The sequence below is a fragment of the Clavibacter sp. B3I6 genome (assembly GCF_030816895.1).
In the GTDB taxonomy this organism is placed as follows: Bacteria; Actinomycetota; Actinomycetes; order Actinomycetales; family Microbacteriaceae; genus Clavibacter.
Window position 1 is genome coordinate 2,784,834 of sequence record NZ_JAUSYL010000001.1, and the last position, 16,936, is coordinate 2,801,769.

Genomic DNA, 16,936 nt, shown 5'->3' on the forward strand with positions numbered 1-16,936 from the left:
GCTCCCGGGGGTTCCCCGGCCGCGTCGTAATGCGGCGACATGCGCCCGACGCGGCGTGCCCGTCGGGCGGGGCGGCGGTCGCGGCGGACCTAGGACAGGCGCACGGCCGCGAGCGCCAGGCCCGCGATGAGGGCCCAGGAGAGGAGGCCGGCGGCCAGCGCGGAACCGCCCTGGCCGACGAGCTCGCGGAGGCGCACCGCGGACCCGAGCGCCACCAGGGCGATCGCGAGGAGCGCCGTCTGCACGAGCTGCGCGGCATCGAGCACGCCGTCCGGCAGGGGGACGAACGTGCGCACCAGCACGGCGGCGAGGAAGCCGAGCACGAACAGCGGCACGATCGGCGGACGCGCCGTGCCCTCGACCCGGCCCTCGCGGCGGCGCATCACGACGCCCGCGACGGCGACCACGGGCGCGAGCAGCAGCACGCGCGTGAGCTTCACGGCGATCGCGATGGTGAGGGCGGCGGATCCCGCGATCTGCGCGGTCGCGACCACCTGCCCCACGTCGTGCACGCCCGCGCCGACCCAGTGGCCGAACGCGACGTCGTCGAGCCCGAGCGGGCCGGCGAGCGGCGGCAGCACGGCGATCGCGAGGGTGCCGCAGAGGGTGACGAGCGCGACGGGCGCGCCCTGGTCCGCGGGCCGGGCGCGCGTGACGCCGGCCATCGCGCCGATCGCGCTCGCGCCGCAGATGGAGAACCCGGTGGCGAGGAGGAGCGGCTGCTGGCCGGGCATCCGGAGCGCGCGGGCGATGGCGTACGTGCCCGCGAACGACAGCACCACCACGGCGACCACGAGCAGCACCGCACGCCCGCCGAGCCCGACGATGTCGGAGAGCCCCAGCTGCAGGCCGAGGAGCACGACGCCGATCCGCATCAGCCGCTTCGACGCGAGCGTGAGGCCGGGCTTCAGCGGGCCGGTGAGCGCGGGGCGGGCGGCCGGGACCTGCGCGGCGGCGATCCCGAGGGCGACCGCGACCGTGAGCAGCGGGATCGCCGGGACGAGCAGGTGCACGAGCCACGCGACCAGCGCGGCGGCGGCGGCCGCGGCGAGGCCGGGGAGCGCGGGGTGGACGCGCGCGGCGGTGGCGGGCATCAGACCCAGCCCGAGGGGATCCACGCGTGCAGCCGCCAGAACCACGTCGGCACCAGCTGCCCCGTCCAGAGCGGGTAGAAGAACGCGCTGACCAGCACGCACACGACGAGGACCGCGCCGACGATCACGATGCCACGGGTGCGCCGGGGACGGGGATCGTCCCGGTCGCCGAGCACCATCCCCAGCACCATCGCGAGGCCGAGGAGGAGGTACGGCTCGAACGCGATCGAGTAGAACTGGAACACCGTCCGGTCCACGTAGAGCAGCCACGGCAGGTAGCCCACGACGATCCCCATCAGCACGAGGCCCACGCGCCACTCGCGGCGGGCCGCGAGCCGGTACACGAGGTAGAGCATCGCGGCGACCGAGAGCCACCAGATGATCGGGTTGGCGATCGAGGTGATGGACTCCGCGCACGCGTCGATCGTGCAGCCCGCCTCGCCGGGTCCGTAGCCCTCGTAGTAGAACTGCGTCGGCCGGTAGAGGAGGAGCCACAGGCGCGGATCCGCCCGGTACGGGTGCGTGACGTCGAGCCCCACGTTGAACTGGTACTGCTGCGACAGGTAGTGCCACAGGCTCTGGACCGACAGCGGCACCCACGCGAGCCCGCCCTGCCAGGCGTTCGCGCCCTCCGCCGCCCAGCCGCGGAAGTAGCCGCCCGCCGTCGCGAACCAGCCCGCGTAGGAGGCGAGGAACGCGGCGATCGCCGGCGGCACGAGGAGCAGGAAGGAGATCGGGCCCTGCACGACCGCGCCCGCCGTGAACCACGCGGCGAGCCCGTGGCGGCGGCGCAGGAGCATGTCGGTGAGCACCACGTAGAGGCCGAAGCCCGCGAGGAAGAAGATCCCCGACCACTTGACCGACGACGTCGCGCCGAACGCGAGGCCGGCCGCGATGAGCCAGGGCCGCCACAGCACGACCGGGCCCCACTCGAGCGGGCGGGCGTCGTCCGGGCGGGCGTCGCGGCGGAGGGCCAGCAGCCGCGCGAAGCGGCGCTCGTGCCAGGTGCGGTCGAGGAGGATCGCGCCGAAGCCCAGCAGCCCGAGGAACATGACGTGCGTGTCGAGGAGCGCGACGCGGCTCATCACGATGGCGTGGCCGTCGATCGCGAGGAGGAGGCCCGCGATGGCGGCGACCACCGGGGAGCCGGTGAGGCGGCGGGCGATGAGCATGAGGAGGACGACCGCGAGCGTGCCGACCACGGCCGTCGCGATGCGCCAGCCGAAGGGATCGGCGGCGCCGGACACGGCGAGCCCGAGCGCGATGATCCACTTGCCGAGCGGCGGATGCGCCACGAACGCGGGCGCCTGCAGGTAGCCGTCGGTCTGCCCGGCGATGAAGTCGGGGTTCGGATCCGTGGGCCAGGAGCCCTCGTAGCCGAGGTGGAGGAGGGTCCACGCGTCCTTGACGTAGAACGTCTCGTCGAACACGAGGGTCGCCGGGTGGCCGAGCGACTGGATGCGGAGCACCGCCGCGAGCAGCGTGATGAGGATCGGCGTGCCCCAGTGCCAGGCGCGGCGGCGCGCGGGCGCGGAGACGAGGCGCGCCCACCGGTCGTCGAGCCGGGAGCCGCGGGCGGTGAGCGCCCGCTCGTCGGCCCGCTGGGACGCGCGGGTGGGGACGCCGTCCGTCGCGTCGACCTGCCGGGCCTCGTCGACGCCGTGCGCGGCGGAGCGGTGGGGCATGTCGGGCACGGCTCATCATCGCATGCCGGTGCGGGACCGCCCCGGCCGGAGCGGGTGCCGGCGGTCCGCTCGGGCGTCGGCATCCCGCCGCGTGCTGCGGCCGGTCGCACCGCCCGTCGACGTGGAGGCGCCCCGGCGCTACGGTCGGCATGTCGACCGATCGCGCACGAAGGGGGGACCCGTGCTCATCGCCCTCTGGGCCGTCTCCGCCATGCTGGCCGTCGGCGTGCTCGGCGCCGGGATCCTCAAGCTCGTCCGCTCGCGGCGGGCCCTCATCGACGGCGGCATGCCGTGGGCGGAGGACTTCCCCGCGGCCGCCATCACGGCGATCGCCGCCCTGGAGGTCGTCGGGGCCGTCGGGCTGATCCTGCCGCTCGCCACCGGGATCGCGCCGGTGCTGAGCCCCGTCGCGGCGGTCTGCCTCGCGGTGCTGATGCTCGGGGCGGTCGTGGTGCACGCCCGTCGGCGCGAACCCGTCACGCCGCCGCTCGCGCTCCTGGTGCTCGCGGTCGCGGCGGCCGTGCTGGGCTTCGTCGTCCTGGGGTGACCCGGCGGCGGCCTACCGGTCGGCGTCCTCCTCGTCGGACTCCGGCTCCTCGTCGAGCAGCAGGAACAGGCCCGCGTACGGCTCGAGCTGCACGGGGAAGCTGGACAGGTCGTCGACCGTGCCGATGACCTGGTCCGTGGTGGCGTCGCGGACGGCGCGACGGCTCGGCAGGTGCTCGGAGCGCACCGTGGCGAGGATCGGCTCGCCCGTGAAGTTCAGCACCGTCAGCTGGAGCCGCGCGTCACCCGACGGGTCGCCGTTGTCGAGGCGGTGCACCATCACGAGCATGCCGTGGTGGCCGACGTCCGGGACGTCGACCTGCGTGCCGACCGCGACGTCGAAGCGCTCGCGCACGTCGAGGACGCTGCGGAGGCCGGACACGAACGACGCGGGGTCGTCCACCTGCGCGGGCAGCGACCCGTAGAGCGAGCGGCCGCGCGGCATGCCGGATCCGGACGTGGTCGCCTCGGGCGCCGCGTCGAGCAGGTCGTGGCCGCCGCGGTGGACCCAGCGGGTGTCGCCGCCCTCGATGAGGTCGGCGACCTGCGACGCCTGCAGCGGCAGGACGCCGAGCAGGTCCCACGCGGAGAGCGCGAAGACGCCCGGCTGCCACGCGTTGAACTTCGCGAGCAGGAGGTGCGCGGCGCGGATCCCCGCGACGTCGTCCTCGCCGATGGCGTCGAGGGTCGTGAAGCCCTGCGCCGCCGCGATGACGGAGGCCGTCGTGCAGGCGATGCCGTTCGTGGTGAACACGTGGTTGTAGTCGGCGCTCTCGCCGGTGAGCTCCTCGAGGAGGTCGCCGCGGATCGTGACGGCGAGGTCCGCGCCGGTCACCTCCTCGCCCCGGAACGGGAACACGTCCGCGCAGTGCTCGGTCGCCCAGTGCACGAGCTCGTAGGTGAGCTCGTCGTGGTTCTGCAGCGCGTGCACGAGGGTCACGGGCTCCACGCCGACCTCGAGCGAGGTGCGGAGCGTGAGGCGCAGGAACTCGGTGTCGCCGGTCGCGAGCGCGTGCTGGTACGCCGGCCGGTTGATGAAGTCGTACGACAGGTCGGCGCCGACGCGGCCCGTGTCCCGGATGTCCTCCATCGTGAGGTTCAGCTCCTGGAAGGAGAAGCCGCCGACCTTGCGCACCATGCTCGCGATGAGGTGGTTCGCGGCCTCGGAGAGCGGGTGGCCCTCGGACCACGCCGGTCCCTCGACGCTCTTCTCGACGCCGAGGAAGCCGTTCGCGTCGAGGCGCAGCGCGCTGGCGCCGAGGTCGCCGAGCGAGTGCAGCGCGTCGCCGATGACCATGCGCATTCCGGCGAACGTGGGGTCGAGCCAGTTGATGGAGGGCTGCCCCTGCTTGAAGTAGTGCAGGTACACCCAGCGGCGCGTGCGGCCGTCGACGCCGAGCACGGGCGCGGTGGCGCTCCAGTTGGTCTCCTTGACGCCCGGCGCGTAGAAGATCACGCGCTGGAGGCGGCCGATGATGTAGCCCTGGTCGGCGAGCGCCTGCTCGGCGACGACGTCGAGGTTCACGGCGTCGCGGCCCGGCAGCACGTCGGGGAGGAGGTGCCAGTCCTCCTCGGGGATCTCGACCATGTGGTAGATCCCGGGGAAGTCCTTGTAGCCCATCTCCGCCAGGCGGAAGTCGGCGCCCTTGCCGGTGTGGCCGGGCACGATGTCGTCGATGACGCTGCCGCCGTGCTCGTCGGCGACCTCGGTGAGGCGGCGGAACTCGTCCTCCGTGCCGAACGCGGAGTCGATCTGGGTGCTGATGCGGTCGAAGTGGCCGTCGACGCTCGCGGTCTGCGACCACTCGGTGATGCCGCCGGCGAGCTTCACGGGCCCGGTGTGCACGGCCTCGATGCCGATCGACTGGAAGATCTCCCACAGCTGCGGGTCGCCGAGCGCGGCGAGGTACGACTCCCCGGGCTTGGTGATGAGCGAGATCGGATACGCGGTGAACCACACGGAGGCGGTGTCGATGGCGCGGCGGGCGTCCGGGCGCGCGTACGGGTTCGACCACATGCTGGGCGAGCCGGAGAGGCCGCGGCTCAGCACGTCGGCGTCGCCGAGCATCGACTGGCGGCGGAGCCACTCCACGTAGGAGGGGTTCGAGGCGTCGGCGGCGCGCGGATCCGAGGAGGAGCGGCGGATCCCGCTCGCGCGCATCTGGGGACGGGAGCGGAGACGCGCGGGACGCGCGGGGAAGCGGTCCTCGTCGTAGGTGATCTCCGTGGGCTCCGGGTCGGGGATCGCGTTCGTCTCGATGGCGTCGTCCACTGTGGTGCTCCTCGGGGTGGTGGTGCGCGCCCGGTCCGGGCGCCGTCGGCTCGCAGGCCGCTGCCACGAGCGTACGCAGGATGGCGGGCCCCGTGGTCCGCCGCGGCGTCGCCCGGGCGCGAGTCGCGTCGAGGGGCGGGGACGCTAGGAGCGGGGCCGGGTCGTATGGGAGCATCGCGCCATGGGGAGCGACGACACGGGGGATGCGCCGGCGATCCACGGACCGGCGTGGGAGCGCACGGTGCTGCTGCTGGTGCCGCCGAACGACGTCGACGAGGTGCACGAGTCGGTCGACGACTTCTGGCACCTGAACGCCGACCTGGGCGACCGGGAGCGGATCCGCTTCGAGACGGCGCTGGTCGAGCTCGCGGGGAACGTCATCGAGCACGCCGACGGGGGCGAGCGGCTGCTGTGCCAGCTGACCCTGCAGCGCACGGCCACCGCGTTGGAGGCCGTGCTGAGCGACAGCGGCGCCGAGGTGCACGTCCCGTTCCGCACGAAGATGCCGGACCCCGAGGAGATGGCGGAGTCCGGCCGCGGCATCGCGATGATCGAGCTGCTGATGGACGACTTCTCCTACGAGCGCGACCCCGGCGGCAACCGCTGGCGCCTCGTGATGCGCCTCCCCGACGTGCTCCAGCGCGACCACCACGTCGCCGTCAGCGGCGAGACCGCGGACTGAGCGCCCGGCCCGCCGCGGGACGCGTCGCGCCGGGCCGGGCGCACGTCACGCGGCGTCAGCCCGCGATGCGGTCGAGCTCGGCGACGTCGTCGGCGGAGAGCCGCAGGGCGCTGCCGGCGACGTTCTCGCGCAGGTGCGCCGCCGAGGAGGTCCCCGGGATGAGGAGGACGTTCGGCGAGCGCTGCAGCAGCCACGCCAGCGCCACGGACATCGGCGTCGCGTCGAGCCGCGCGGCGACGGCGGAGAGGGAGCCGGACTGCAGGGGGGTGAATCCGCCGAGGGGGAAGAACGGGATGTAGGCGATCCCCTCCGCCGCGAGCCGGTCGATGAGCGCGTCGTCCGTCCGGTTCGCCAGGTTGTACATGTTCTGCACGGAGACGATCGGGGCGATCGACTGCGCCTCGGCGACCTGGTCGGCGGTGGCGTTGCTGACGCCGAGGTGCCGGATCACGCCCTGCCGCTGCAGGTCGACGAGCGTCTCGAACGCCTCGCCGATCCGCTCCGGCACCGGTCCGTCGGCGTCGCCGAGCCGCAGGTGCACGAGGTCGAGGACGTCGACGCCGAGGGTCTCCAGGTTGTCGTCGACCTGCGCGCGGAGCTCGTCGGGCGTGCGCGCGGACGGCCAGCCTCCCTGCCCGTCACGGCGTCCGCCGGCCTTGGTGGCGATCAGCAGGTCGGCGGGATAGGGGTGGAGCGCCTCGCGGATCAGCTCGTTGACGACGCGGGGCCCGTAGGTCTCGGCGGTGTCGATGTGCGTGATCCCGGAGGCGACGGCCTGGCGCAGGACCTCGAGGGCGCCGTCGCGGTCGGCGGGCGGGCCGAGGACCCAGGGCCCGGCGAGCTGCATGGCCCCGTAGCCGAAGCGCGTCACGGTGCGGTCGCCGAGGGTCCAGGTGCCGCCGGGCAGGTCGGATGCGGTGGTGCTCATGGTGTGTGCCCTCCAGGGCTTGTGGGACGGGGTGTCGTGCTCCACCCTGGAGGTTCTGCTATCCGTCCGGAAGCAGGCACCTGAAAGTGCGTAGGTACCCGGGAGGTCCGCATGGCCACGACGACCGCTGCCGAGGAGAGGGCGACCGCGAAGGCGCGGTACGACGCGTACCTGTCGGTCTGCCCGAGCCAGCAGATCCTCGCCCGCGTCTCCGGCAAGTGGGTGACGCTCGTCCTCTCCGCCCTGGGCAGCGGCCCCGACTGCGACGGGGAGCCGCGTCCCCTGCGGTACTCGGAGCTCGGCCGGATCCTCGCGGGCGTCAGCCCGAAGATGCTGTCGCAGACGCTGCGGTCGCTGGAACGGGACGGCCTCGTCACCCGCACGGCGACCGCCACGGTGCCCGTGACCGTCACCTACGAGCTGACCGACCTCGGGCTCTCCCTGCACGGCACGGTCCGGCAGCTCAAGCTGTGGGCGGAGTCGCACCGCGACGAGGTGGCAGCGCACCAGGACCGGTTCGACGGCGGCCGCGAGGAGCGGGGCGAGAGCGCGTAGCGCCTGCAGCCGCCGCGGGTCAGCGTCCGAAGGACGCCGACGCGGGGCAGTCGAACGGGTCGCCGCCGGCGGAGAGGCCGACGCGGTTGAGGTACGCGACGACGATGCCGTACGAGGCCAGGAGGGTGGTCTCGGTGTACGGGATCGAGTGGGTGGCGCAGTACTCCTTGGCGATGACCTGGGCCTTCTTCAGCGCCGGGCGGGGCATGTTGGGGAAGAGGTGGTGCTCGATCTGGTAGTTGAGGCCGCCCATGTAGATGTCGGTCAGCCAGGTGCTCTTGATGTTCCGCGAGGTGAGGACCTGGCGGCGGAGGAAGTCGACCTTGGAGTCCTTCGGGAGGACGGGCATGCCCTTGTGGTTCGGGGCGAACGAGGCGCCCATGTAGACGCCGAACACGGCGAGCTGGACGCCGACGAACGCGAACGCCATGCCGAGGGGGAGGAAGAAGAAGACGACGGCGAGGTAGGCGATGATGCGGGTGGAGAGCATCGAGATCTCCAGCCAGCGCTTGTCGACCTTGCCGCGACCGAAGACGGTCCGCATCGACGTGACGTGCAGGTTCAGCCCCTCGAGGGTGAGCAGGGGGAAGAACAGCCATCCCTGGCGCCGGATGATCGCGCCGGCGAACCCGCGGGCGCCCTTCGCGTCCTCCGGCCGGAACACCAGCACGCCGGGGGCGATGTCGGGGTCCTTCTCGACCACGTTCGGGTTCGCGTGATGGCGCGAGTGCTTCGTCATCCACCACGAGTAGCTGATGCCGACGAACAGGTTCGCGAGCGTGCGGCCGGCGATGTCGTTGGCCTTGCCGGACTCGAACACCTGGCGGTGCGAGGCCTCGTGGGCGAGGAAGGCGAACTGCGTGAAGATGATGCCGAGGCCCGCCGCGATGAGCAGCTGGAACCAGCTGTCGCCGAGGAGCACGAAGCCCGTCACCGCGCCGCCCAGCGCCACCACGGTGGCGGAGAACATCGCGACGTAGAAGCCGACGCGGCGCCGGAGGAGCCCCGCGTCGCGGATCGTCCTCAGGAGGCCCGAGTACTCGGACGTCGGGTTCGCGCCGCCCCCGCGCTTGGCACGCGTCAGCACGATCCGCGGGGCTGCGGTGGTGTCGGTCATGTCTGCTCGTTCCCGGGCCTCGGGGCCTGATCGAGTGGTCCGCGTGGCGGACCGCTGGGTGGGACGTCGTGGAGGCACGACGCGTGCAGCCGGGGTCTGGGGCAACGCCTGAGCTTCCCACCGAAACGGGTCGTGTGTTCCCAGCCGGTCCTCAGGCGGATGGCCTCAGGTGCGCGGCGGCGACGGCGGTGCGCGCCGCGACCGGCAGCGGACGGCATGCCACCATGGATCCGTGCCCGTCGTCGAGTCCCGCCGCATCGTCCCCGTGGAGCCCGCCGTGGCCTTCGCGATCCCGCAGACGCAGGGGGAGGCCCGGAAGCGGTGGGATCCCCTCATCGCCCACCAGCACCTCATGGGCGGCGCGGGCGCGCCCGCCGCGAGCTGACCGGTGTTCCTGCGGGACCGGGCGCGCGGGCGCGACACGTGGAGCCTGGTGGTCCTGGGGGTCGTCCTGTGCGCGGTATCGGTGCTCGGGCTCATGGGCGTGTTCGGCGAGCTCGACGGCGCCGGGCGCTTCGGCACCGTCGTCCTCATCGGCGTGCCCCTGGGTCTCGTCGCGATCGGGGGCGGGATCGCGAACGGGATCCGCGGTCTCCGCGACACGAGCGCGGGCGCGGGCTCGGGCGATGAGGGTGCCCCCGCTCCTGCCGGCGACCGTGCCGACCTGTCGGGCCCGGACGGCACCGACCTGGAGCCCACCCGGCCGGATGGGATGATCGACCGGTGATCATCCTCGGCGCGACCCCCATCGGCAACCTGGGCGACGCGTCGCGGCGGCTCGTGGAGGCGCTCTCCTCCGCCACGGTCGTGGCCGCCGAGGACACCCGCACGACCATCCGCCTGCTCACCGCGCTCGGCGTCGAGAACCGGCCGCGCCTCATCGCGCTGCACGATCACAACGAGCAGGAGCGCTCCGCCGACCTCGTCGAGCTCGCGCGCGAGACCGACGTGCTCGTGCTCTCCGACGCCGGCATGCCCGCGATCTCCGACCCCGGCTTCCACCTGGTGGAGGCGGCGGCCGCGGCGGGCGTCCGCGTCACGGTGATCCCCGGCCCGAGCGCCGTCCTGAGCGCGCTCGCCGTCTCGGGGCTCCCCACCGACCGCTTCACGTTCGAGGGCTTCCTGCCGCGCAAGGGCGGCGACCGGCGCCGCGTGCTCCGCGAGCTCGTGCGCGAGCGCCGCACCATGGTCTTCTTCGAGTCGCCGAACCGGCTGCAGGCGTCGCTCGAGGACGTCGTCGCCGAGTGGGGCCCGGACCGCCGGCTCGTCGTGTGCCGCGAGCTCACGAAGCTCTACGAGGAGGTGCGCCGCGGATCCGCCGCCGAGCTCGCCGCCTGGGCGGCCGAGGGCGTGCGGGGCGAGATCGTCGTCGTCGCGGAGGGCGCGGCGGCGCTCGAGGTCGACCTCGCCACGGGCGTGACCCAGGTGCTCGAGCTGGTGTCCGACGGCGCGCGACTCAAGGACGCGGCCGGCACCATCGCCGAGGCGACGGGCCTCGGCAAGCGCGACCTGTACCAGGCGGCGCTGCAGGCCCGGTGATCCGGCCGGCGGGCTAGCCCGTCGGATCCTGCGCGCGGCGCTCGCGGAACGCCACCATGTTCATCCGGTTGCCGCAGCGCACGCTGCAGAACCGCTTCGACCCGTTGCGGGACAGGTCGACGAGCACGCCGTCGCAGTCGTCGGCCGCGCACACCCGCAGGCGGTCGGTCGCGTCGGAGCGCACCACGTCGACGAGCGCCATCGCGGCCTCCACGAGCACGCGGTCGGCGAGCGGCGCGTCGTCGGGCGTCGCGTGCAGGTGCCAGTCGAGGGCGTCGTGCCGGACGAGCCGGGGGGAGGCGCGGTGGCGGGCGAGCAGCTCGTTGACGGGGTCCACCATGGCGTCCCGGTCGAGGGTCCAGATCTCGCGCAGCCGGGCACGGGCGTCGTGGACCTCCCGGAGCTCGCGCTCGTCGCGGTCGAAGCGGCCGGAGAAGCCGCTGCGGGTCATGAGGACGGCGAGCTGCTCCGGGGTGGCCAGCAGGTCGAGGCCGGACCGGGTGGCGCGCGGGGCGGTGTTGAGGATGACGGCGTCGAACGTGAGCACGTCCTCCGTGTCAGGGGCGAAAAGCAATTTGACTCCTTATCCGAGACCAGTCTAGCGTCAGGACCGTAGGCCGCTTGGCCCCTGACGGAACGAGCTCACCATGGAACGACGCCACCTCACCACCGGACTCCTGCTCGCGGTCGTCTCCGCGGCGTCCTTCGGCCTCTCCGGCGCGTTCGTGAAGCCGCTGCTCGAGGCCGGCTGGAGCCCGGTCGCCGCCGTCACGCTGCGCGCGCTCATCGGCGGGCTGCTGCTCGCGCCGGTCGCGCTCGTGCAGCTGCGCGGCGACCTGCGACCCGTGCTGCGCGCCTGGCGGCGGGTCCTGGGCATGGCGCTCGTGGGCGTGGCCGGCGCGCAGGTGCTGTACTTCGCGGCGATCGAGCGGATCCCCGTCGGCACGGCGATCCTCATCGAGTTCATGGCGCCGCTGCTGCTCGTCGCGGTGGCGTGGGCGATGAGCCGGCGGCGGCCCGCGGTGCCGGTGCTCCTCGGATCCGTCGCGGCGGCCGGCGGGCTCGCGCTCGTGGTGTCGCCGTCGGGCGGCGGGGCGCTCGACCCGGTCGGCGTGCTGCTCGCGATCGGCGCCATGGTCGGCTGCGCCGGGTACTTCGCGATCGCGGCGCGGGGCGCCGATGGCCTCCCGCCCGTGGCGCTCGCGGCGGCGGGGCTGCTCGTCGCCGCCGTCGTGCTGGCCCTCGTCGGCGTGACCGGGATCCTGCCCTTCACCGGCTCCGTCGCCGACGTGGTCGTGCTCGGGAACGTCGTGCCGTGGTGGGTGCCGATGCTCGTGGTCGGAGTAGTGGCGACGGCGCTCGCGTACGGCGCGGGGATCACGGGGAGCGCGATGCTCGGATCCCGACTCGCGTCCTTCGTGGGCCTCCTCGAGGTTGCGGCGGCCGGCGCCTGGGCGTGGCTGCTGCTCGGCGAGGAGCTGACGGCGCTGCAGATGGTGGGCGGCCTGCTGATCGTCGCGGGGATCGTCGCCGTGCGCTTCGACGCGCGGGCGGACGCACTGCCCGACGCGCGGCCCGTCGGCGTCGAGCCCGGGACCGAGGCGGCCGCGGGCGCGGAGCCGTCGCCGTCGCCCGGGGCGGATCCGGACCCGGCGCTACGGGGCCGGTGACTCCGCCGCGTCCACCGGCTCGAGGTGCCCCAGGACGCGCGTGAGGTGCATCGCGGTGAGGACGCCGGGGCCCATGGCGCGGCCGAGCTCCTGGGATCGCCGGTCGACCGCCTCCACGAGCAGGCGCACCCGCCGGGCGGCCTCGCCCATCGCGCGGTGGCGCTCGGGGGAGTCGGGGTCGTCGAGGTCGAGCACGCCCGCGACCGCGTGGCACGCGTCGCGGACCGGCCCCGTGATCTCCCGGTCGAGGCGGGGAGCCCCCGGCCGCTCCCAGATGGTGTCCGCGAGCGCCCCGGAGATGTCGCGCACGTGGAAGACGATCTGGTCCATCGCCTCGAGCCGCGCGTGGTCGATGCGCACGTCGCGCTTGTTGAGGAGCGCGCGCGGGTTGCCCTTGCGGCTCTCGTCGGCCTCGGCGAGGTCGGCGCGCACGGCGCGCGCGGTGTCGGCGAGGCCCTCGCTGGCGAGGATCCAGTCGTCGTGCGCGGGCGGCGCATCGGACTCGACGGCGTCGCCCACCTCCCGCAGCCGCTGGGCGACCTCGCGCTGGAACGCGCCGATGCGGGCGCTCGCCGCGCCGCTCGTCAGCTGCGGGACCACGAGCACGTTGACGAGGAGGCCGGTGACGACGCCGACGGCCATCTGCACGAGGTAGCCGAGCGAGTACGTGTCGGCGTCCTGGCCGCCGATGATGAGGACGAACAGCGCCGCCATGGGCACGTACTCGCGACCCGCGCCGAACCAGCCGGAGCCGGAGAGGATCACGCCGATGCCGACGATCACGGGGATCGACCACCAGGACGGGCCCGTGGTGAGGGTCACCGCGGTCGCGAGGACGATGCCCGCGCCGAGCCCCAGGAGCGTCTGCAGCCCGGTCCTCGCGGATCCCATCAGGGTCGGGTACATGCTCACGAGCGCGCCGAGCGGCGCGTAGTACGGGTACTCGTTCGCGACCCCGGGCACGTGTGGCGCGATGGCCCAGGCGATGCCGACCGCGAGCGCCGTCTTGGCCGCCAGCAGGAGGCGGCCGGTCGAGGTCGCGGCGTGCCAGGCGCGCGTGACCTCGGTGCGCACCGCGGGGGATCTCATCCCCCGAGGCTAGGCGACGCGCGCGCGGGCTCCGTCCGGGCGGCACACGTCCGGACGGACGCCGGAGACGGTTGCCGTCAGGCCCCGGTGAGCCGCGCGACCTGCTCCGCCGTGAGCTCGAGGTCGGCCGCACGCGCGGAGTCGGCGATGCTCTCCGGTCGGCTGGCCCCCGGGATCGGCAGCACGGCGGGCGAGAGCGCGAGCTCCCACGCCAGCGCGACCTGCTGCGGGCTCACGCCCAGCTCGTCGGCGACCTCGCCGAACGCGCGGTTCTCGTCGGCGAGGCCGGCGGTGCCCTGGATGCCGCCGATGGGGCTCCACGGCAGGAACGCGAGGCCGAGCCGGGTGCACAGCTCGAGCTCGGGCAGGCTCGAGCGCCAGCCGGGGGAGAAGCGGTTCTGCACGGACACGAGCTTCGCGCCCAGGATGCGGTGGGCCGTGCGGATCTGGTCCGGGTCGGCGTTGGAGATGCCGACCGCGCGCACGACGCCCTGGTCGACGAGCTCGCCGAGCGCGCCCATGGTCTCCTCGTACGGCGTCGCCGGATCCGGCCGGTGGTGCTGGTACAGCGCGATCGCGTCGACCCCGAGCCGCGCGGCCGACGCGCGGGCCGCCTCGTGCAGGTGGGCGGGGGAGCCGTCGGTGCCCCAGGGCCCGTCGTCCCGGTGCAGCGTGCCGCCCTTCGTGGCGACCACGACGTCGGACACGTCGCCGCCGTACGCCTTCAGCGCCTCGGCGATGAGGATCTCGTTGTGCCCCACGCCGTCCGCGTCGAGGTGGTACGAGTCCGCGGTGTCGATGAGGGTGACGCCCGCGTCGAGCGCGGCGTGCACCGCCCGGATCGACGTCTCCCTGTCCTTGCGTCCCTGGACCGACATGGGCATGCCGCCCAGACCGATCGCGCCGACCTCGTACGGACCCAGCTGCCGTGCCCTCATAGTGACCTCCTCGTCGCCTGCCACGCTACGCCGGTCGCCCCCGGCCGACCCGGTCCGGCGGCGCGCACTCGTCCGGTCTCCCGACGGGGTGGGCCCCGGCGGTGGATACGCTGGACCGGTGCCGCGCGGACGAGGTCACGAGCCCTCCGCGCCAGGCGCCCGACCGTGAGGAAGAGCATGCAGATCCACCGCGTCCGCGTCCACCGCAGCGGCGAGGCCCTGCCTCCCGGGGAGCAGCTGGCGGGGCGCATCGCCGCCGTCGCCGCGGACCCGGTCGAGGTCGACGCCGACGTCACCGAGATGATCGTCAACCGCATCATCGACAACGCCGCCGTCGCGACCGCCTCGCTCACCCGCGCGCCCGTCGTCGCGGCGCGCGCGCAGGCCCTCGCCCACGGGCCGTCCACGGGCGGCGCCGGCGCGACCGTCGTGGGCGCGGATCCCCGCACCCGCGTGAGCGCCGAGTGGGCGGCCTGGGCGAACGGCGTGGCCGTGCGCGAGCTCGACTACCACGACACCTTCCTCGCGGCCGAGTACTCGCACCCGGGCGACAACATCCCGCCGATCCTCGCCGCCGCGCAGCACGCCGCAGCTGCCGGCCGACCCGACGGCCGCGCGCTCACGGGCGCCGACGTGGTCCGTGGCATCGCGACCGGCTACGAGATCCAGGTCGACCTCGTGAAGGCCATCAGCCTGCACGCGCACAAGATCGACCACGTGGCGCACCTCGGCCCGTCGGCCGCCGCCGGCATCGGCACGCTCCTCGGGCTCGACGAGGGCACCGTCTTCCAGGCCGTCGGGCAGGCGCTGCACACCACCACCGCCACCCGCCAGTCGCGCAAGGGCGCGATCAGCACGTGGAAGGCGCACGCGCCCGCCTTCGCCGGGAAGATGGCCGTCGAGGCGATCGACCGGGCGATGCGCGGCCAGACCAGCCCCACCCCCATCTACGAGGGCGAGGACGGCGTCATCGCCTGGCTCCTCGACGGCCCCGACGCCGCCTACGAGGTGCCGCTGCCCGCGCCCGGCGAGGCCAAGCGGGCGATCCTCGACACGTACACGAAGGAGCACTCGGCCGAGTACCAGGCGCAGGCGTGGATCGACCTCGCGCGCCGCCTGCACCACGCGCACCCGGTGCTCGCGGACGCCGACGCCGTCGACCGCGTGCTGATCCACTCGTCGCACCACACGCACGTGGTCATCGGATCCGGCGCGAACGACCCGCAGAAGTACGACCCGCGCGCCAGCCGCGAGACGCTCGACCACTCGATCCCGTACATCTTCACCGTCGCGCTGCAGGACGGCGCCTGGCACCACGTCGACTCGTACGCGCCCGAGCGCGCCGGCCGCCCCGACACGGTGGACCTCTGGCGTCGCGTGACGACGACCGAGGACCCCGAGTGGACCCGCAGGTACCACTCCATGGATCCGACGGAGAAGGCGTTCGGCGGGCGGGTGGAGATCCGGCTGACGGACGGCTCGACGATCGTCGACGAGATCGCCGTGGCCGACGCGCACCCGCTCGGCGCCCGGCCGTTCGCGCGCGCCGACTACGTGGCGAAGCTCCGCACGCTCGCCGACGGCGTGCTCGAGGAGACCGAGGTCGACCGCTTCCTCCGGCTCGTGGAGCGCCTGCCCGAGCTGACCGCCGACGAGCTCGCCGGCCTCACCGTGACCGCCCGGCCCGGCCTCCTCGACGGCGCCGGCTCCCCGAAGGGACTCCTCTGATGCTGCACTCCGCCCTCACCTCCGCCGCCAAGCGCCGCGCGTTCCGCGAGCGCCTCGCCTCGGGCGAGCTGCTCCGGATGCCCGGCGCGTTCAACCCGCTGTCGGCCCGCCTCATCCAGGACAAGGGCATGGACGGCGTCTACATCTCCGGCGCCGTGCTCTCGGCGGACCTCGGCCTGCCGGACATCGGGCTCACCACCCTCACCGAGGTGGCGGGGCGCTCGCAGCAGATCGCGCGCGTCACCGACCTGCCGTGCCTCGTGGACGCCGACACGGGCTTCGGCGAGCCGATGAACGTCGCGCGCACCGTGCAGATGCTCGAGGACGCCGGCGTCGCGGGCCTCCACATCGAGGACCAGGTGAACCCCAAGAGGTGCGGCCACCTCGACGGCAAGCAGGTGGTGGACGAGTCGACGGCGCTGAAGCGGATCCGCGCGGCCGTCGACGCCCGCCGCGACCCGGACCTGCTGGTCATGGCCCGCACCGACGTGCGCGGCGTGGACGGGATGGCCGCCGCCGTCGACCGGGCTCGCGCGCTCGTCGACGCCGGTGCGGACGCGATCTTCCCCGAGGCGATGGCCGACCTCGCCGAGTTCGAGGCGATGCGCGCGGCGGTCGACGTGCCGATCCTCGCCAACATGACCGAGTTCGGGAAGAGCGAGCTGTTCACGACATCGCAGCTGCGCGACGTGGGCGTGAACATCGTGATCTACCCGGTCTCGCTCCTGCGCCTCGCGATGGGCGCCGCCGAGCGCGGCCTCGACGCGATCCTCGAGGAGGGCACGCTCGCCGGCAAGGTGCCCGAGATGCAGACCCGCGCCCGCCTGTACGAGCTGCTCGACTACGCCGGCTACAGCGCGTTCGACGAGGACGTCTTCACCTTCACGCTGGAGGGGAACCGCGGCGGGGCGTGATCACGTCGAGCCGTCCTCGACGTCGCGGCGCAGCGACCCGTCGAGCGCGAGGCCCAGCGCGAGGACGGCCAGGAGGATCCCCATCGCGAGTCCGCCGACGACCCGTCCCGCGCGGGTGAGCGCGCACTCCAGGAGGCGGGGACGCGCGGCGGGGGTGGGCACCCGCCGAGGGTAACGGC

The 16,936-nt window shown here is 73.9% G+C and carries 18 protein-coding genes; 9 read left to right on the plus strand and 9 right to left on the minus strand.

Annotated elements, in window-relative coordinates; translation table 11 throughout:
* Positions 1-89 precede the first annotated feature (89 nt).
* Together QFZ62_RS13510 and QFZ62_RS13515 are read right to left on the minus strand one after the other, a co-directional pair.
* A complete protein-coding gene (locus QFZ62_RS13510; protein WP_307506664.1) occupies positions 90-1,094 on the minus strand; it encodes a YeiH family protein in 1,005 nt (334 codons plus the stop codon).
* Complete coding sequence (locus QFZ62_RS13515) at positions 1,094-2,779, minus strand: dolichyl-phosphate-mannose--protein mannosyltransferase (protein WP_307507820.1); 1,686 nt, start codon at positions 2,777-2,779, stop codon at positions 1,094-1,096. Before QFZ62_RS13515 ends, QFZ62_RS13510 begins: the two co-directional genes overlap by 1 nt.
* 181 nt (positions 2,780-2,960) lie before the next feature.
* Here QFZ62_RS13515 and QFZ62_RS13520 point away from each other — a divergent pair, with 181 nt between their 5' ends.
* Positions 2,961-3,326: a DoxX family protein gene (locus tag QFZ62_RS13520; protein ID WP_307506667.1), complete on the plus strand. Its 366-nt coding sequence runs from the start codon at positions 2,961-2,963 to the stop codon at positions 3,324-3,326.
* Positions 3,327-3,338: 12 nt separating this feature from the next.
* Here QFZ62_RS13520 and treS read toward each other — a convergent pair whose 3' ends face one another.
* Positions 3,339-5,597, minus strand: a complete 2,259-nt coding sequence (treS, locus tag QFZ62_RS13525) for a maltose alpha-D-glucosyltransferase (protein WP_307506670.1) — start codon at positions 5,595-5,597, stop codon at positions 3,339-3,341.
* A 181-nt stretch (positions 5,598-5,778) separates the two neighbouring features.
* Here treS and QFZ62_RS13530 point away from each other — a divergent pair, with 181 nt between their 5' ends.
* Positions 5,779-6,279: an ATP-binding protein gene (locus QFZ62_RS13530; protein WP_307506672.1), complete on the plus strand. Its 501-nt coding sequence runs from the start codon at positions 5,779-5,781 to the stop codon at positions 6,277-6,279.
* 55 nt (positions 6,280-6,334) lie between these two features.
* Here the strand turns inward: QFZ62_RS13530 and QFZ62_RS13535 are convergent, their stop codons facing one another.
* The gene (locus tag QFZ62_RS13535) at positions 6,335-7,207 is read right to left on the minus strand and encodes an oxidoreductase (RefSeq protein WP_307506674.1); all 873 of its coding nucleotides are present in this window, start codon (positions 7,205-7,207) and stop codon (positions 6,335-6,337) included.
* Between the two features lie 111 nt (positions 7,208-7,318).
* Here QFZ62_RS13535 and QFZ62_RS13540 point away from each other — a divergent pair, with 111 nt between their 5' ends.
* Positions 7,319-7,762 carry a helix-turn-helix domain-containing protein gene (locus tag QFZ62_RS13540; protein WP_307506676.1) on the plus strand — a complete coding sequence of 148 codons (444 nt, stop codon included), beginning with the start codon at positions 7,319-7,321 and terminating at the stop codon, positions 7,760-7,762.
* 19 nt (positions 7,763-7,781) lie between these two features.
* Here the strand turns inward: QFZ62_RS13540 and QFZ62_RS13545 are convergent, their stop codons facing one another.
* Positions 7,782-8,879, minus strand: a complete 1,098-nt coding sequence (locus tag QFZ62_RS13545; protein WP_307506678.1) for an acyl-CoA desaturase — start codon at positions 8,877-8,879, stop codon at positions 7,782-7,784.
* A gap of 232 nt (positions 8,880-9,111) precedes the next feature.
* Here QFZ62_RS13545 and QFZ62_RS13550 point away from each other — a divergent pair, with 232 nt between their 5' ends.
* Genes QFZ62_RS13550 through rsmI form a run of 3 tightly spaced genes read left to right on the plus strand, consistent with a single transcriptional unit; the run spans position 9,112 to position 10,418 of the window.
* The gene (locus QFZ62_RS13550) at positions 9,112-9,264 is read left to right on the plus strand and encodes a hypothetical protein (RefSeq protein WP_307506680.1); all 153 of its coding nucleotides are present in this window, start codon (positions 9,112-9,114) and stop codon (positions 9,262-9,264) included.
* A gap of 3 nt (positions 9,265-9,267) precedes the next feature.
* Complete coding sequence (locus tag QFZ62_RS13555; protein ID WP_307506682.1) at positions 9,268-9,606, plus strand: hypothetical protein; 339 nt, start codon at positions 9,268-9,270, stop codon at positions 9,604-9,606.
* Positions 9,603-10,418 carry a 16S rRNA (cytidine(1402)-2'-O)-methyltransferase gene (gene rsmI, locus QFZ62_RS13560; RefSeq protein WP_307506684.1) on the plus strand — a complete coding sequence of 272 codons (816 nt, stop codon included), beginning with the start codon at positions 9,603-9,605 and terminating at the stop codon, positions 10,416-10,418. Before QFZ62_RS13555 ends, rsmI begins: the two co-directional genes overlap by 4 nt.
* A 13-nt stretch (positions 10,419-10,431) precedes the next feature.
* Here the strand turns inward: rsmI and QFZ62_RS13565 are convergent, their stop codons facing one another.
* Positions 10,432-10,992, minus strand: a complete 561-nt coding sequence (locus tag QFZ62_RS13565; protein ID WP_307506686.1) for a CGNR zinc finger domain-containing protein — start codon at positions 10,990-10,992, stop codon at positions 10,432-10,434.
* A 73-nt stretch (positions 10,993-11,065) separates the two neighbouring features.
* On the opposite strand from QFZ62_RS13565, the gene QFZ62_RS13570 reads away from it, so the two are divergent.
* Positions 11,066-12,088 carry a DMT family transporter gene (locus QFZ62_RS13570; RefSeq protein ID WP_307506688.1) on the plus strand — a complete coding sequence of 341 codons (1,023 nt, stop codon included), beginning with the start codon at positions 11,066-11,068 and terminating at the stop codon, positions 12,086-12,088.
* Here the strand turns inward: QFZ62_RS13570 and QFZ62_RS13575 are convergent.
* Together QFZ62_RS13575 and QFZ62_RS13580 are read right to left on the minus strand one after the other, a co-directional pair.
* Positions 12,074-13,177 (minus strand): aromatic acid exporter family protein, encoded by a 1,104-nt coding sequence (locus tag QFZ62_RS13575; RefSeq protein WP_307506691.1) that lies wholly within the window; start codon positions 13,175-13,177, stop codon positions 12,074-12,076. The two genes, QFZ62_RS13570 and QFZ62_RS13575, sit on opposite strands and share 15 nt — an antisense overlap.
* 77 nt (positions 13,178-13,254) lie before the next feature.
* The gene (locus QFZ62_RS13580; protein ID WP_307506693.1) at positions 13,255-14,115 is read right to left on the minus strand and encodes an aldo/keto reductase; all 861 of its coding nucleotides are present in this window, start codon (positions 14,113-14,115) and stop codon (positions 13,255-13,257) included.
* A gap of 177 nt (positions 14,116-14,292) precedes the next feature.
* Between QFZ62_RS13580 and QFZ62_RS13585 the strand changes: the two genes are divergently transcribed.
* Both QFZ62_RS13585 and prpB read left to right on the plus strand, forming a co-directional pair.
* Positions 14,293-15,843, plus strand: a complete 1,551-nt coding sequence (locus QFZ62_RS13585; protein WP_307506695.1) for an MmgE/PrpD family protein — start codon at positions 14,293-14,295, stop codon at positions 15,841-15,843.
* Positions 15,843-16,757, plus strand: a complete 915-nt coding sequence (prpB, locus tag QFZ62_RS13590; protein WP_307506696.1) for a methylisocitrate lyase — start codon at positions 15,843-15,845, stop codon at positions 16,755-16,757. The genes QFZ62_RS13585 and prpB overlap by 1 nt, the downstream gene beginning before the upstream one ends.
* On the opposite strand, the gene QFZ62_RS13595 is transcribed toward prpB, so the two are convergent.
* Positions 16,758-16,919, minus strand: coding sequence for a hypothetical protein (locus QFZ62_RS13595; protein WP_307506698.1), 162 nt, complete (start codon positions 16,917-16,919; stop codon positions 16,758-16,760). It lies immediately after the preceding gene.
* Positions 16,920-16,936 lie beyond the last annotated feature (17 nt).

What these genes read in the sequence shown, in the direction of transcription:
- QFZ62_RS13570 (WP_307506688.1), top strand. Translation starts at nt 11,066, where the DNA reads ATGGAACGACGCCACCTCACCACCGGACTCCTGCTCGCGGTCGTCTCC.
- QFZ62_RS13515 (WP_307507820.1), bottom strand. Translation starts at nt 2,779, where the DNA reads ATGCCCCACCGCTCCGCCGCGCACGGCGTCGACGAGGCCCGGCAGGTC.
- QFZ62_RS13580 (WP_307506693.1), bottom strand. Translation starts at nt 14,115, where the DNA reads ATGAGGGCACGGCAGCTGGGTCCGTACGAGGTCGGCGCGATCGGTCTG.
- prpB (WP_307506696.1), top strand. Translation starts at nt 15,843, where the DNA reads ATGCTGCACTCCGCCCTCACCTCCGCCGCCAAGCGCCGCGCGTTCCGC.
- QFZ62_RS13585 (WP_307506695.1), top strand. Translation starts at nt 14,293, where the DNA reads ATGCAGATCCACCGCGTCCGCGTCCACCGCAGCGGCGAGGCCCTGCCT.
- QFZ62_RS13535 (WP_307506674.1), bottom strand. Translation starts at nt 7,207, where the DNA reads ATGAGCACCACCGCATCCGACCTGCCCGGCGGCACCTGGACCCTCGGC.
- QFZ62_RS13545 (WP_307506678.1), bottom strand. Translation starts at nt 8,879, where the DNA reads ATGACCGACACCACCGCAGCCCCGCGGATCGTGCTGACGCGTGCCAAG.
- QFZ62_RS13510 (WP_307506664.1), bottom strand. Translation starts at nt 1,094, where the DNA reads ATGCCCGCCACCGCCGCGCGCGTCCACCCCGCGCTCCCCGGCCTCGCC.
- QFZ62_RS13540 (WP_307506676.1), top strand. Translation starts at nt 7,319, where the DNA reads ATGGCCACGACGACCGCTGCCGAGGAGAGGGCGACCGCGAAGGCGCGG.
- QFZ62_RS13530 (WP_307506672.1), top strand. Translation starts at nt 5,779, where the DNA reads ATGGGGAGCGACGACACGGGGGATGCGCCGGCGATCCACGGACCGGCG.
- QFZ62_RS13575 (WP_307506691.1), bottom strand. Translation starts at nt 13,177, where the DNA reads ATGAGATCCCCCGCGGTGCGCACCGAGGTCACGCGCGCCTGGCACGCC.